This is a genomic window from Dehalococcoidia bacterium (assembly GCA_025054935.1).
In the GTDB taxonomy this organism is placed as follows: Bacteria; Chloroflexota; Dehalococcoidia; order SpSt-223; family SpSt-223; genus JANWZD01.
This window is the reverse complement of sequence record JANWZD010000007.1, coordinates 379-13,949: the sequence shown is the minus strand read 5'-3', so window position 1 is coordinate 13,949 and position 13,571 is coordinate 379. Positions and strand designations below refer to the sequence as shown.

Genomic DNA, 13,571 nt, shown 5'->3' with positions numbered 1-13,571 from the left:
GGTCGGCGCGCCGCCGGCATTTGGCAGGCGAGCGAAAGAGAACACCTCTCCCCGGGGGAGAGGTGCGGCTGGTCCCGCGAGCGCCGGGCGCTCCATGCCACAGTTTAGCGCCTTCTGTGGCGAGTGAAGTACTCCTTGAGCGCGTTGTAGGCTGTCCGGTCGCCACCGTCCTCATAGGTGATCGCCCACCAATACTGCTCGTCATCCTCTGTCCAGTGCGGCGCGCACAGGTAGATCACCGTCATCACGCCGATCCACGGGCTCCAGTGCCGTTCGGCGAACTGAAAGGCGGTGACGAGGTAAGCGGCTTGCTGGTCTTCGGTGACGCGATGCCAGTAGTAGGGCGACTTCGGACGCGGGTCGGTTGTCCACCCGAACTCGAGGATCGCGATCCGTTTGTCGGCGTCGCCGTGCTCGACCATAACGCGGCGAACATCTTCGACATGGCGGAAGGCGTAGATCCGCCGCGCCGACTCGGGCGAGCGGTCGCCGTTGGTCAAGACAGGATCTCGCGCGACGTCTGCCGGGTCCATCTGGGGAGGCGCTTTATAGCCGGGCGCGTGAACGCCGAGCATGTCGAAGTACTTATTCGCGCCAAGGGCATACATCTGCCTCAGGAATTCGAGGTCGGGCACAGCGATCGCGCCCGATGCCGTGGTCGGCGACAGGCCGCCATTGATCACGAGCGCATCGGGGTCGGCTTTTTTGATCGCTTCGTATGCGACCCGCAGCATTTCGGTATATTCGCGGGCATTGGGCGGTTTGCCATTCCACTCGCGGGCAAGGTTCGGTTCGTTCCAAATCTGGTAGGCCTGGATCCGCCCCTTGTAGCGCGCGGCGACCGCGCCGACGAAATCGCCGTAGTCCTGCATGCGGACCGGCGGGCCGTGAAGGCGGGGGTCGGCGCCGGGCCCGCGCGCCCACATCGGCGCAACATCGAGCCGCGCAATGATGTACAGCCCGTGGCGCTCGATCGCGTCGACGATCCGGTCCGGCTCTTGCCACTCGAACTGCCCCTTGCCCTTGCCCTCGATGAAGTTCCACTGGAACATCTGCTTCACCCAGCGGAACCCCGCCTCCTTCGCCAGCCGCAGGTCGCGGTCGGTCGTCTTGGGCTCGCCCCACAGAAAGACTTGGATCGCCGGGTCGGCGACCTCCATCAATTCGGCTGGTTTCTTCCGCGGAACCGAGGCAGAACTGGGCGCCGCGCCCGAACCCCCATCCGGTTGTCGCGCCGCGCCGGGCAGACAGGCCGCCAGCGCGAAAACGATCACCGACAGGAGCGGCAGATATCGCATGACCTCTCGCCTCCGCGTGCTTCGATGCAGGTATCCTAGCGTACCGGCTGAAGAGCGCCTAGCGACGCATGACCTGCAGCCGGTCTGAGGAGGAAGTATGGGCGACCGCCCGCTCAAGTTCACCGCGCTCGCCAACTATTGGGGCGACTCACCGTCCGGCAACGACTGGACCGACCCTCGCCCTCGCGCCACGGACGTGCTCGCCGAGCGCGCGCGGCGGCTTGAGGCAATCGGGTTCGATAGCCTCTCCTACGCTGAGTTCTTGGAGGGCGATGTCTTTCCGCCGCTGATGGAGATCGCGCGAGCGACCGAGCGGATCGAGCTGCTGACGCGGGTGGCTGGCGCCTTCTCGCGCAGCCCGGTCCTGCTCGCCTCCGCTGCTGCGTGGGTTGCCGAAGCATCCGGTGGCCGGTTTCGGCTCGGCATCGGCGCCTCTGTCCCTCACGAGGCGCAGGAATATCTCGGCGTCGTCTTCGACCGGCCGGCCGCCCGGATGCGCGATACCATCATCATCCTGCGGGCGCTCTGGGGCGAGGAGCTGCCCGGCGTCACGCGGCTGGCGAGCGGACAGGTTCGGTATCCAGGCGCAGTCGTTCAGGTCGAAACTGCCCGCGTCGACTTGCGGCCCCGCCGGCCGATCCCGCTGCTGCTCGCTGCAGCGGGGCCGCTGATGCTGCGCCTCGCCGGCGAACTGGCCGATGGCGTGATTTTGGAGCTGACCACGCCTGCGTATGTCCGCTGGGCGTGGCAAGAGATCCGGCGCGGCGCGGCGCGGACCGGCCGTGACCTCTCGCGCTTTGAACTGTGCGTGCAGGGAACATGGGTGAACGATGAGGCGCCGGCTGAAACGCGGCGGCGCTCTCTCCGCTTTCACATCACGCACTGCGTTGACAAGGAATTTGCCCCCATTTGGGAGCGCGGCGGATTGGCTGAGGAAGCGGCAGCAATCCGCGAGCGGGCACTCGCTGGGGATTGGCAGGGTGCCGAGCGGCTGACCGAAGAGCGCTTATGGCCGAAGCTCGCGATCCGCGCGCGCGACCCGGCAACGCTCTGGCGCTGGCTGGAAGGCCATCGCGCTGTTGGGGTCACGACCTTCGCCCTTCCGCCGAACGTAGAGGAGCTGACCGGCATCTCGCTTGAGGAAATCCGGCGGCGGACGGCGGCGATGCCCGTCCTCGCCCCTTTCTAGTCTCGTTCATCGCGAGCTTGTCGCGAGGCAATGGCTGCGGGATAAAAACAACGGCGGCGCGGAGCGGAAAGCGACGAACGAGGCGGGAGCAGGTTCCTGGGGTGAGTTCCAGCACGAGCAGAGAACTCCTGCAGCCATCGCCCTGCTTTGATTTGACATAATACTCAGCGTTTTTATGCGCCGCTCGTCAGCTATGCTCCCGCAAACGGTTGCGAGAGGTGGGAATGTCCCTGTGGGTGTCTGAGCTGTACCGCTATCCGGTCAAGTCCTGCCGCGGAGAGCCGCTCCGTGAGGCGCCCTTGGACGCGCGCGGGATTGCGGGAGACCGTCTCTTCATGATCGTCGATCCAGCCGGCGTCTTCTTGACGCAGCGGGAGCTGCCGGCCTTATGCCGCATTGTCCCGCTGGTCGGGGAGGGCGCGCTGACCCTCCGCGCGCCCTCGGCGGAAGACCTAGTCATCTCAATCCGTCGCGGCCCTGGCGACTGCGAGGTGACGGTCTGGAACGACCGCTGCGCGGCGGTCGACCAAGGCGACGAAGCCGCCGCTTGGCTGGAACGCGTGCTTGGATGCCCAGCGCGCCTCGTTCGGATGGCCGAGGAGTTCATCCGTCCTGTCGACCCGCACTATGCCGTTCGCCCGACCGACCACCTTCATTTCGGCGACGGCTTCCCCTTCCTCCTGCTCAATCAGTCATCGCTGGACGACCTCAATCGCCGTATGGGGTCGCCCTTACCTGTCAACCGCTTTCGGCCGAACATCGTCGTTGCTGGCGCGCCGGCGTACGCCGAAGATGGATGGCGCCGGCTGCGGGTCGGCGAGGTGCTCTTCGACGTGGTGAAGCCGTGCTCGCGCTGCGCGATCACGCAGGTCGACCAAGAGACTGCCAGCGTCGGGAAAGAGCCGCTCCGCACGCTAGCGACGTATCGGCTGACGCCGGACAAAGAGGTGCTGTTCGGCCAGTATCTCATCCACGCCGGTCCGGGCGTCATCCGCGTCGGGGACCCGGTGGAAATCCTCGCCTGACCGAGACGTTTCGGCTGCCTCATGGTACTGTTTGAAAAGCGCCTTCCGAAACGATGCTCGAAACGACGCTGCGCGACACCTTCGGCTATACCAGCTTCCGCCCCGGACAGCGCGAGATCATCGAGGCGACCATCGCCGGGCGCGATGTCTTGGCTGTGCTGCCCACGGGCGGCGGAAAGTCGCTCACCTATCAGCTGCCCGCGCTGCTGAGCGAGGGGGTGACCCTAGTCATTTCGCCTCTCATCGCCTTGATGAAGGATCAAGTCGATCGCCTTTCGCGCCGCGCTCCGGGGGTGGCGACGTATCTCAACAGCACGGTGAGAAGTGCCCAAGCGCGGAAGCGCCTCGAACAGGCAGCAGCGGGCACGGTCCGGCTTCTCTACATCGCTCCCGAACGGCTGCGTTCCTCCAATTTTCGTGAGGCCGCCGCGCGAATGCGGATTGCGCGCATCGTGGTCGACGAAGCGCATTGCGTCTCCGAATGGGGCCACGACTTTCGGCCAGACTACCTTGCCATCCGCGCGTTTGCCGAGGAGGTGGGCCGGCCGCCGATCCTCGCGCTCACAGCAACGGCGACGCCCACCGTCCGCGCAGACATTCAGCGTCAGCTCGGGCTCGACCGGCCGGTCGTTCTCGTCGCTCCGCTCGATCGTCCAAACCTGCGCTTCAGCGTGCTGACCGTCGCGCGGAAGTCGGAAAAGATCGCCGTTACCCGCCAGTTGGTCGCCCAGCTTGCTGGGAGCGGCATCGTCTACACGGGAACGCGGCGCGATGCCGAAGATCTCGCGCAAGCGCTCGCGGCAGGCGGCGAGCAGGTGGCGCTCTATCACGCGGGGCTAACGCTGAAGGAACGGTCGCTTGCGCAGGATCAGTTTCTGCGGGGCGAGCGACGGGTGATTGTCGCGACCAATGCCTTCGGCTTGGGGATCGATAAGCCGGACGTCCGGTTTGTCATCCACTTCGCGATGCCGGCGACGCCGGAGGCGTATTTCCAGGAAGCCGGCCGCGCTGGCCGCGACGCCCTCCCCTCGCGCTGCATCCTGCTGTTCGCCCCGGTCGACGTCGGCATCCAGCGCTTTCTCGTGCAGCGAGACGTGCCCGACGAAGCGGCGATGCTCGCAGTGCTGCGCGCTCTCCGCCGCGGCGGCCGGTCGCGCGCGCTGGTCGACCCTGAGGCGATCGCGGCGCAGCTTGGCGTTAGCGAGCTGATGGTTCGGCTCGCCGTGGCAGGGCTAGAGCGGGGCGGAGCGCTCGTGCGCGGTCCAGACGAATGGGGAAAGCTCCGTCTTGAGGCGATTCGTCCTCAGCCGGAGCCGCGGCTCTGGCTGCCGGTGACGATCGATGCCGAACGCCGGCGACGCCGCCGCCTCGCGCTCCTCTGGAAGATGTGGGAGTACGCCCGAGGCAGCGGCTGTCGGCGCGCGTGGTGGGCGCGCTATTTCGGCGACCGCACCCCCTTAGCCCCCCGCGCCGGCTGCTGCGATCGCTGTGACCCGGCTGGCGAGCCCGTTCTTGCGCTCACGCCGTCGCCGGCGGTCCGCCCGACGCGGCGCGCCTCTTCAAGCGCGCTGCCGTCATCGCGCCTTGAGGAGCAGCAGCGGATCGCGCTGGCGCTTCGCGCTGTTGCCGCGGTCGAGGGCGCCTACGGCCGCCAGGGGGTGAGCGCGATCCTCCGCGGGCGCCTTCCGAAGAACGGCGATGCCGCTCTCGCCTCGCTCCCGGAGTTCGGCGCTCTCGCCGCTCTTCCCGTGGCTGAGGTCCATCACCTCCTCGATACGCTCGTGCTGGCGGGGTTGGCCGAGAAGGAGCCGACGATCCGTCCCCGCCTCCGGCTGACAGCGAAGGGGCGAGCGTTCCTCAACGGCGTCTCTCTGGAAGCGCTGCCGGCAGCGCAGGCAGCAGCGGAGCCGCGGTGGGCGCAGCTGCCCCGCCAGCCCACTGCCGAGGCGGTGGGAGCCCTCCTCGCCGCGCTCGACGATCCGCACCCGCGCGTCCGCAGCGTGGCGCTTGCCGGTCTCCGACGCTTGGCCCTTTCTCCCGCGGTCGACCTGCCGACGCGGCGGCTCGCTCGCGCTGCGCTCATCCGCCGCAGGTGAGCGCTACAATTGGCGTCATGAAAGGCCGAGGCGAAGGCTGGGTTGCGGCGCAAGCCCTGCTCTTTCTCGTCTATCTCGTCGCGCCTCCCCTCTTTCAATGGCCGTGGCCGCTCCGGCTTCTCGGCGCAGTCGTGGGCATCCCGCTTCTGCTCATCGGCGCAATCTTCGCCGGCTTCGGAGTGACGACCCTCGGCCGCGCCCTCTCGCCGTTTCCGAAGCCGAAGGACGACGGCGTGCTCATCACTGAGGGGATCTACGGCTGCGTCCGTCATCCCATCTACGGCGGGCTGACTATGGCCGCCGTCGGCTTTGCCCTCCTGACGGGGTCGCTCGGGCGGCTGGCAGCTGCCCTTCTCCTTTTTGCCTTCTTTGCGGCGAAGTCGGAGGTCGAAGAACGCTGGCTGCGCGCGCGCTATCCAGCCTATGCCGCGTACCGCGCGCGAGTTCGGCGGATGTTACCCGGTCTCTGGTAACCGAGGGGCAAGCCACGCGTTCACATCGCTGATGGTCTCCGCGCGGATCTCGTGCCCGTAGTCGTAGAGGCGCAGCGTGACGTCGGCGCCGCGCTCGCGCACGGCTGCTTCCAGTTCCAGCGCCGCTGTCGCCGGGATGATCGGGTCGAAGCGGCCGTGGCCGATGAAGATCGGAATGCCGTCGAGGCGCCCGGAAACCGGCGTGGTGGGGAAACGGCCGCTCAGCAGGACTGCCCCGCGAACAAGCTGAGGCTGGGCGAGCGCGAGAGCGACCCCCATGATCGCGCCTTGACTGAAGCCGAGGACGAAAAAGCGCGACGGGTCGATCGCATACCGCTGGGGGAGCGACGCCGCAAACTGCGCAAGGTCCTCTACCGCTGCCTCGAAGCCTGCCGGGTCAGCGCCGCGCTCGGGCAAGAAGTGGTACCAGCCGTATCCCCATGCGAGGGCAAGAGGCGCTCGAGGGCTGATAATCAGCAGCCGGTCGTCGAGGAGGGGGGCGAGCCCGAGAAGATCATGTTCATCGGCACCCCAGCCGTGGAGGACGAGCAGGGCCGGGGAAGGCGCGAGTGCCCGCGCCGGACGGTGAATGAGATGGTAAAGGTCGTTCTTCATCGGAGGAACGGCATCGGGTCGGAACGGACGCCGTTGTTGATCACCTCGAAGTGCACATGGGGAGCGGTTGCGATGCCGGATGCCCCCACCAGCCCGATGGTCTGCCCGCGCGTGACACGGTCGCCGGGCGAGACGTGAATGGCGCTGAGGTGAGCGTAGCGCGAGATGATGCCGCTGCCATGGTCGATCTCAACCATGTTGCCGAAGCCGCCGTTGTAGCCCATGGCCGCGAGGATGACAACGCCATTGCCCGCCGCGAAGACCGGGCTGCCGTAGGGGGCGATGATGTCGATCCCCCGGTGGCCGCCGGAAAAACCTTGGACGAGCTGCCCCGCGGTCGGATAGCCGAGCCGGATTGGGACGTTTCCCGAGGATGCAGAGAGGCTCGCCTCTGTCCGTCCCGTCGGCGGCGCCGGCTGGACGACGGGCGCCGGCGCAACGGCCGGGGGAGGAGCGGGTGCTGCCGGCTGCCGCGGCGCTGCAGGCGCAGGTGTGGGACGGGGCACTACCCCGCCAGGAATGAACAGCTCGCGGCCGACGCGGACAACGACCCCGCCCTCCGGCGCGTTGAAGGCATGTCCTGTAATTGCCTCGGGCGATACCCCGTAGCGCGCTGCGATCGTCTGCAGGGTCTCGCCAGCCTGAACGGTGTGGAGTACGCCTGTTCCCGGGGGAATGCGCAGTTCGTCACCCGGCGACAGAAAGTTGGCATTTTCGAGCTTGTTCGCCCAGATCAGGGTCTCGGTGCTCACTCCAAACGCGCGCGCGATGCCGGAGAGCGTGTCTCCCACCCGCACGATATAGGTGCGCACCTGAGGCTTCGGCGGGGGCGCTGGCGCGGTTGCCGGGCCCGGGGCGGCTTGCGCAATCCCAAGAACGGGCGGCGCGATCTGCTCCTCGAACGTCGCGCCGGCGCGGTTTCGAAGCCAGTCACTGCCACTGCTGACGCGCTGAGAGCGGCTGAAAGGCTCAAATGTCCACCCGACGGTCGCCGCTTCCACCTCCGCCCGGCGCGGTCCGGCGAAGGCAGCCACGAGGCCGACCACGACGATCACGAGAGTGTGGCCTAAGAAGCGCGGGCTGATCGCGATCGTCAGGTGACGCTCAGCGTTTCGGGGAAGAACTGGGGTGAGCGCGACGATCCACCTCCGCGTGACAGACCGCAAGCAGCCGCTTGTCCGCTGCCCCGCTATTCTGGCAAACAGCCGGTCAGCCGATCAACTTCGCGCTTGGTCTACGCCGCTCAGCGGCTCGCTCTCCTGATGTTGGGGAATAGGCGAGGGGCTTCTTGCCCCGAACGCCCTGCGCGAGCGGCTACTCTCGCGTGACGAGGAGGTCAAAGGTGAGGGAGCTGAGGCGACGGGGTGTTGTCGCCGTGATGAGCACCGGTTCCGCCAAGGTCAGCATCGCCCACCCCGGCTCGCGATAGGTGAAGGAGACGACGACGACGTTGCCGGGCTCAAGGACGTTCTCTCCTTCCACGCCGGCGGCGGGCAGTTCGGCGCGCTCAATCCCGATACCGCGGACGGGCTCGTAGAGCGGCGGGGGGAGACCTGCCGCACCGCTCGCCTCTTCCGCGGCCTCGGTCAGCCCTTCTACCGTGGCGCCAGCTTCGAGACGCGGAACGAGCATCTCCATCGCCTTTGCGAGGGCGTGAGCAGCGCGCTCCGCCTTCGGCAGGCGGTCGCCGACGACAGCAACCCGCCCCAGCTCGCTCCAGTAGCCGTCGATTGCCGCTGCACCGAGCAGCCCCATCGCTTCGTGGCGAGCGAGGGGTCGGTCAGGAGGAGCAGAACTGTCGGCCAGCGACGCGTTCCACTGGATGATCGCTGCGCCGGCGGCGACGACCTCTCGCCGCCACGTATCGCCGACCGCTCCCCACGGGCGCTGAGGCTCGGCGACCGCCACTGCCGCCCGGAGCGCAGTCGCGTTCGCCTCGGTGGCGGCGCGGATCCGCTCAATTTCGTCGGCGGTTTTGACGGCGCGGAGACGACGGAACAGGTCGGCGCCTGTCGGCCGTGAAAGAAGGACGCCCTCGCTCTCGAGTGCGAGGACGGCTGCAGGGTCGTCGAAGGCGAGCCGGCCGCCGGCCAGCCCGAGAGTGATGAGGATCTCGTCGAGCGCGGTCGCGAGGTCAGGGCAGACCCGCTCTCGCAGCGTCGCTGGAAGCGTGTTCGTCACTTCGGCGGCGCTGGTGTCAGCACCGCCGGGCACGGCGCTCAGGAAAGCGCGGACTGCGGCTGCGGGCTGACGAGCGAACGGAAAGGCGAGAAAATCGGCGAGGGGGAGCACGGCGCCGATGGGACGCGCCGGGTCGGCAGGGAGGATCGCCCACTGACTGCCCAGCCGCGGCGATCGCTCTGAGGAGGGCGGGATCCAGTCGAGCAGGTAGCGGAGATTGGGAGGCGTGGTGGCCACGAGGGCGTCGAGACCGAACCGCGTCAAGAGCGCCTGCGCGCGCCAGCGATTGACCAGCCCCACTTCAGCGGCCGAGGATGTCTCCGATGTCTTTCGCCAGCATTGCTGGCCAGAGCGCCGCGAAAAGAAGGATGTGCAAGAGGAGCACGGCAGTGACAGTTGCCGGGTCAGCGCGACGGTAGAGCCAGCTCCAGAGCAGCCGGGCCACTGTTGCCGGTCCAACTAGGGCGACGCCGAACACGATGATCAAGCCGACACTGAAGCTGATCCGATAGGGGAGCCCGTGGATCAGTCCCTGCACCAGAAGCAGGGCATTGAGCGCAAGCTGCTCGAGGAGGATCGCAGAAAGAACCGTCGCGCCTACCGCTCCCGCCCAGGCCAGGCCGAGGCGATGGTCAAAGGCAGGGGGCCGGAGCGAGACCATCGCTCTCCTACGACGCGAGACGGATGCCGCACTCGGCGCAGAACTTGGCGCCGGCGGCGGCTTCTGCGCCGCACTGGGGACAGCGCGGGGAGGCACTGAGCCGGACACCGCATTCGGGACAGAACTTGGCGGCGGCTGGGATCTGCGCTCGACAGCTTGGGCAGACCGTCGTTGCGCTCGGCGCCGCCGCAGGCTGAGCGGTCGCTGGGGGCTCGCCCGGGCGGACAGCTTGGGAGATCATGCCCGCCATTGCGGCGCCGAGCCCGATCCCAGCGCCAAGGCCGAGCCCTTCTGTCGCCCCGCTGCCGGCCGCGGCGGGGTTCTGGGCGGCTTCACGCATCGCTTGCGCCGCTTGGTACTGCAGGTAGGCGGTCATGTTGGCAAGACCGATCGCGCCCATCCCTGCTCGCTGGTCGATCGCTTTCTGCACATCCTCGGGCGGCGTGATCGCTTGGACATTGAGCGCTCGCAGCTCGAGGCCGAGCGCGGCAAATGCATCCTGAACGCGTGCGCGCGTTGCCGCCGCGATCTCGTCGTACAGGCTCGGCAGGTCGAAGATCGACTTCATGGTTTCACCGAGCAGGTCCGTTAGGCTCGCGACGATAATGCCGCGCAGGTAATTCGTCACCGCTGCAGTCGTGAACAGCCCTTGCCCGCCGACCACTTTGTTGACGAAGAGCATCGGATTGCTGACCGCCATCGCGTACGAGCCGAACGCGCGCAGACGAACCATGCCGAGCTCGGTGTCCCGGTAGGGGATCGGCTCCGGCGTCCCCCATTTCAGGTCGACGAACTCGCGCAGACTGACAAAGTACACTTCGGCGCGAAACGGCGACCGTCCGCCGAAGGGGAGAGCGAGGAGGTTTGCCAGCAGCGGGATATTGTTCGTGCTCAGGGTGTGGCGCCCGGGACCGAAGGAGTCCAGCGCTTTCCCGTCGCGAAAGAAGATCGCCGCCTGATTCTCGCGCACGATAAGCTGAGAGCCGAGGCGAAACTCGCCGCTCCCGACTTCGGGCACCCGACGCACGATCTCTTGACCGGAGGGGTCGACGAATTCGATGACATCAAGAATGGCCACGCTCTGCCTCCCGTCGTCAGGCCGCTTACGACAACCAAAGTATGCCGGATAGCGCCGGCGGGCGCCGCGTCATCGTCGGAACTGCTGGATCGTGGCGAGATCGGTCACGATCCCGAGAAAGGCAAGGGTCTCTGGGCCGAGCCGCTCTGCCCACAGCACCTGCAGATCCGACCGGAAGAGCGCAATCTGCGCGGGAACGTCGCGCCGAGTTCCGCTCGGTCCGTCGAGATTGACACTCCCGTAGCCGCGATTGACAAGCCGGAGGAGGTCGCTTCCTACGGCGACCTGCTCGTCTTTGAAGAGATCGGTGCGAGGAGAATAGGGGTCAAGAAGAGCAATATCCCGCTCCGTGGGGCCAACCCAGAGCCAGCGCGCTTGCGCGCCGGAGTCAAGTCGGAAGAGGAAGTAGGTAGTTCCGTTCACGGTCGCCTGTTCGCGCGCAGAAACGACAGCGTTCATCCCGGCGGCGGCGACGGCGTCGTTGATCCGCAGCTGGCGGAGCGCCAAAAACTCGGGACGAGCGACTGCCTGTGGCTCGAGAACGCTGCGCGGCGACAGCTCGGGAGGGGCAGTTCCTGTCAAGATAGCGTGATGACGGGTCTCAAGATGCGAGAGTAGGGCATCCGCTTCGCTCAGCACGGTGGCAAGATCAGCCGCAGGGTCGGCGCCGGCGAGGACCGCCGCCCGAACCGCTTCGATCTTTGCACCAAGCGCATCGATTTCTGCATCGAGAGCGCGGTCAAACTCGTAGAGCGCGTCGAGCTGCGGCTCGCGCACAGCGTCGGAGTCAAACAGACCGGCGTAGCCGTAGGAGGCGCTTTTAATCGTGTCGATCAGCGTGCGGAGCTTCGTGGAGGCACGCTCGAAGGGGCTGAGGCGACTGAGCCCTCCTGCTTCCAGCAGCTTCAGCTTGGCTTCGTCGAGACGTCGCTGCTGTGCTTCCAACTTTCCTGCAAGATACATCCGCAAGGCGCGGTCTGCCTCTCGGCGAAGCTCCTTGCGCTTATATCCTCGGTAGCCGGGGATAGAGTCCATCCATTGGGGGGAGTTGTTCCGGATGGAGGACCGCGGGTCCATTGCCTACCTCCGTAGTCGGTCGGGCTGCCGAGAACTAAACGTAGGAGCAGGAAGCGGAGTTCCCTTGCTGCCCGCCGCTCTGCAGCGTGAGGGGCATGCTCGCTGCGCGGCTCAGCGAAGATCCTCCCGCTGCGCCGTACTGGTTGCTATCTCCCGACGTACGGGATATATTAATGCGTCTCTTCCGTTGGCCCTGCTTCTAACGAGAAGCGGGCGCTGTGCGTGGGGGCTGAGCCAGTCAAGGCCGTGCCCCACCCTTGACAGACCTGCAACTGGCAGGTATAGTTTTACGCCCGCGCCCTGCGGGCGCAGCAGATGCACGTTGACAATCGAAGAGTGAGGGAGAGGGAAGCGAGGCGCCCGAAGAAGTAGAAGAGGGAGTGGGTGCGAGAGTGCCTGCTCCGTGGTATGGTTGGAGAGTTTGATCCTGGCTCAGGATCAACGCTGGCGGCGTGCCTAATGCATGCAAGTCGAACGCACCCGCTTCGGCGGGTGAGTGGCGCACGGCTGAGTAACACGTGGGAACCCGCCCCCCGGTGGGGGATAACGCGACGAAAGTCGCGCTAATCCCGCATACGTCCGCGAGGGGAAAGCGCACACGCGCGCCGGGGGAGGGGCCTGCGGCCCATCAGGTCGTTGGTAGGGTAATGGCCTACCAAGCCCATGACGGGTAGCTGGTCTGGGAGGATGGCCAGCCAGACTGGGACTGAGACACGGCCCAGACTCCTACGGGAGGCAGCAGCAAGGAATTTTCGGCAATGGGCGCAAGCCTGACCGAGCAACGCCGCGTGCGGGATGACGGCCTTCGGGTTGTAAACCGCTTTTCGGGGGGACGACCCTGACGGTACCCCCGGAACAAGCCCCGGCTAACTCTGTGCCAGCAGCCGCGGTAAGACAGAGGGGGCGAGCGTTGTCCGGAGTCACTGGGCGTAAAGCGCGCGCAGGCGGTCGCCTAAGTGTCGTGTGAAAGCCCCCGGCTCAACCGGGGGAGGCCATGGCAAACTGGGCGACTCGAGCCGCAGAGAGGCCCCTCGAATTGCCGGTGTAGCGGTGAAATGCGTAGAGATCGGCAGGAAGACCAAGGGGGAAGCCAGGGGGCTGGCTGCGGGCTGACGCTGAGGCGCGACAGCGTGGGGAGCAAACCGGATTAGATACCCGGGTAGTCCACGCCGTAAACGATGACCACTCGGCGTGTGGCGACTATTGACGTCGCGGCGCGCCCAAGCTAACGCGCTAAGTGGTCCGCCTGGGAACTACGAGCGCAAGCTTAAAACTCAAAGGAATTGACGGGGGCCCGCACAAGCAGCGGAGCGTGTGGTTTAATTCGAGGCAACACGAAGAACCTTACCCAGGCTTGACATGACGGTGCAGGCGGCGGAAACGCCGCGGCCTTCGAGGGTCCGTCACAGGTGCTGCATGGCTGTCGTCAGCTCGTGTCGTGAGATGTTGGGTTAAGTCCCGCAACGAGCGCAACCCCTGCGGTTAGTTACAGGTGTCTAACCGGACCGCCCTTCGGGGAGGAAGGCGGGGATGACGTCAAGTCCGCATGGCCCTGATGCCTGGGGCGACACACACGCTACAATGGCGCCGACAATGCGTTGCCACCGCGCAAGCGGGCGCAAATCGCCAAACGGCGTCGCAGTGCAGATCGGGGGCTGCAACTCGCCCCCGTGAAGGCGGAGTTGCTAGTAACCGCGTATCAGCCATGGCGCGGTGAATACGTACCCGGGCCTTGTACACACCGCCCGTCACGTCATGGGAGTTGTCAATGCCTGAAGTCCGTGCGCTAACCGCCACCGCGGAGGCAGCGGCCGAGGGCAGGGGCAGCGACTGGGACGAAGTCGTAACAAGGTAGCCGTACCGGAAGGTGCGGCTGGA

11 protein-coding genes and 1 rRNA gene (1 of these 12 running past the window's edge) are annotated in these 13,571 nt (G+C 66.6%); 5 read left to right on the top strand and 7 right to left on the bottom strand.

Translation table 11 applies throughout. The features are described from left to right. Positions 1-104 precede the first annotated feature (104 nt). Positions 105-1,298 (bottom strand): cellulase family glycosylhydrolase, encoded by a 1,194-nt coding sequence (locus NZ773_08985; protein ID MCS6802057.1) that lies wholly within the window; start codon positions 1,296-1,298, stop codon positions 105-107. 97 nt (positions 1,299-1,395) lie between these two features. Here NZ773_08985 and NZ773_08980 point away from each other — a divergent pair, with 97 nt between their 5' ends. From NZ773_08980 to NZ773_08965, 4 genes are all read left to right on the top strand, one after another. Next, positions 1,396-2,487: an LLM class flavin-dependent oxidoreductase gene (locus NZ773_08980; GenBank protein ID MCS6802056.1), complete on the top strand. Its 1,092-nt coding sequence runs from the start codon at positions 1,396-1,398 to the stop codon at positions 2,485-2,487. A 224-nt stretch (positions 2,488-2,711) separates the two neighbouring features. Further along, positions 2,712-3,512, top strand: a complete 801-nt coding sequence (locus tag NZ773_08975; GenBank protein ID MCS6802055.1) for an MOSC domain-containing protein — start codon at positions 2,712-2,714, stop codon at positions 3,510-3,512. A gap of 53 nt (positions 3,513-3,565) precedes the next feature. Continuing rightward, positions 3,566-5,608 (top strand): RecQ family ATP-dependent DNA helicase, encoded by a 2,043-nt coding sequence (locus tag NZ773_08970; GenBank protein MCS6802054.1) that lies wholly within the window; start codon positions 3,566-3,568, stop codon positions 5,606-5,608. 17 nt (positions 5,609-5,625) lie between these two features. Further along, positions 5,626-6,081 (top strand): isoprenylcysteine carboxylmethyltransferase family protein, encoded by a 456-nt coding sequence (locus tag NZ773_08965; protein MCS6802053.1) that lies wholly within the window; start codon positions 5,626-5,628, stop codon positions 6,079-6,081. Here NZ773_08965 and NZ773_08960 read toward each other — a convergent pair. The 6 genes from NZ773_08960 to NZ773_08935 form a co-directional block, all read right to left on the bottom strand. Next, positions 6,064-6,696 (bottom strand): alpha/beta fold hydrolase, encoded by a 633-nt coding sequence (locus tag NZ773_08960; GenBank protein ID MCS6802052.1) that lies wholly within the window; start codon positions 6,694-6,696, stop codon positions 6,064-6,066. The genes NZ773_08965 and NZ773_08960 overlap by 18 nt on opposite strands. Then, a complete protein-coding gene (locus tag NZ773_08955; GenBank protein ID MCS6802051.1) occupies positions 6,693-7,862 on the bottom strand; it encodes a M23 family metallopeptidase in 1,170 nt (389 codons plus the stop codon). Before NZ773_08955 ends, NZ773_08960 begins: the two co-directional genes overlap by 4 nt. 148 nt (positions 7,863-8,010) lie before the next feature. Continuing rightward, positions 8,011-9,177 carry a M24 family metallopeptidase gene (locus NZ773_08950; GenBank protein MCS6802050.1) on the bottom strand — a complete coding sequence of 389 codons (1,167 nt, stop codon included), beginning with the start codon at positions 9,175-9,177 and terminating at the stop codon, positions 8,011-8,013. A gap of 1 nt (position 9,178) precedes the next feature. Beyond that, positions 9,179-9,538: a hypothetical protein gene (locus tag NZ773_08945; protein MCS6802049.1), complete on the bottom strand. Its 360-nt coding sequence runs from the start codon at positions 9,536-9,538 to the stop codon at positions 9,179-9,181. A 7-nt stretch (positions 9,539-9,545) separates the two neighbouring features. Then, positions 9,546-10,616 (bottom strand): SPFH domain-containing protein, encoded by a 1,071-nt coding sequence (locus NZ773_08940; GenBank protein ID MCS6802048.1) that lies wholly within the window; start codon positions 10,614-10,616, stop codon positions 9,546-9,548. 69 nt (positions 10,617-10,685) lie between these two features. Next, positions 10,686-11,693: a hypothetical protein gene (locus NZ773_08935; GenBank protein ID MCS6802047.1), complete on the bottom strand. Its 1,008-nt coding sequence runs from the start codon at positions 11,691-11,693 to the stop codon at positions 10,686-10,688. 409 nt (positions 11,694-12,102) lie between these two features. Between NZ773_08935 and NZ773_08930 the strand changes: the two genes are divergently transcribed. Then, positions 12,103-13,571: ribosomal RNA gene (locus NZ773_08930) — 16S ribosomal RNA — on the top strand (it continues 11 nt past the right edge of the window).